Source organism: Mesorhizobium sp. M7D.F.Ca.US.004.03.1.1 (assembly GCF_003998635.1).
Classification (GTDB): domain Bacteria; phylum Pseudomonadota; class Alphaproteobacteria; order Rhizobiales; family Rhizobiaceae; genus Mesorhizobium; species Mesorhizobium loti.
The window spans coordinates 1-1,061 of record NZ_RZQG01001403.1 but is presented as its reverse complement, the minus strand read 5'-3'; the positions used below and the strand labels follow the sequence as shown (position 1 = coordinate 1,061).

The following is a 1,061-nucleotide window of genomic DNA, read 5'->3' as shown; positions in this document are numbered from 1 at the left end:
ATGTGGGACAGCTGGCGCGGCAACGCCAGAGCGTTGCGAGCAGCTTCGATTGCCGAGGAAGCCGGCGCCGACCCTGACGTCCAGCCGCCGGCGAAAATCGTGCGCAGCGCGGCGAGAAAGCCCGGCGACTGGTCCGCATCCAGCCCCGAACCGCAGCCGGCGGAGTGAGCGGCCATGTCAAAGTCGAACACCATCCTCTATCTCGACGGCGTCTCGGTTTCCTTCGATGGTTTTCGCGCCATCAACAATCTGTCGCTGGTGCTCGACAAGGGCGAGATGCGCGCCATCATCGGCCCCAACGGAGCCGGCAAGACGACGATGATGGACATCGTCACCGGCAAGACGCGGCCCGATGAGGGCGAGGTGTTCTTCGACGGCCAGGTCGATCTGACCAAGCATGACGAAGCCGAGATCGCCATGATGGGCATCGGCCGCAAGTTCCAGAAGCCGACTGTGTTCGAAAGCCACACGATCGAGGAAAACCTGATGCTGGCGCTGAAGGGGCCGCGCTCGATCTTTCCGGCGCTGTTTCATCGCCGCTCGGCCGCCGAGACGCGACAGATCGACGACATCCTCGGCATCATCCGGCTTGGCGACAAGCGTAACGAATTGGCGGCCAATCTCAGCCATGGACAAAAGCAGTGGCTCGAGATCGGCATGCTGCTGGCGCAGGATCCGAAGTTGCTTCTGGTCGACGAACCGGTCGCCGGCATGACCGACGCCGAGACCGAGGAAACCGCGCGCCTGCTCAAGGACATCGCGCGCGACCATTCGGTCATCGTCGTCGAACACGACATGCATTTCGTGCGCGAGCTCGGCGTCAAGGTCACCTGCCTGCATGAGGGCTCGGTGCTTAGCGAAGGCACGCTCGATTTCGTGTCGGCCGACGAGCGCGTCGTCGAAGTCTATCTGGGGAGATGAATATGGTCTGGCGGGTGCAATTCCATCGCTTCGATCTGTCGTTTCTCAGGTTCTGGAGAAGGCGCTGACATGCTCGAAGTTTCCAATGCCACGCTGCACTACGGCGCCGCCCAGGCGCTGCGCGGGGTGTCGCTGAAGGC

The 1,061-nt window shown here is 62.7% G+C and carries 1 protein-coding gene; it reads left to right on the top strand.

What is annotated here, in order from left to right:
- Positions 1 to 174: 174 nt before the first annotated feature.
- Positions 175 to 921 (top strand): urea ABC transporter ATP-binding protein UrtD, encoded by a 747-nt coding sequence (gene urtD, locus EN935_RS37430; protein ID WP_127263655.1) that lies wholly within the window; start codon positions 175 to 177, stop codon positions 919 to 921.
- Positions 922 to 1,061 lie beyond the last annotated feature (140 nt).

Coding starts and splice junctions, on each gene's coding strand:
- urtD (WP_127263655.1), top strand. CDS start 175: ATGTCAAAGTCGAACACCATCCTCTATCTCGACGGCGTCTCGGTTTCC.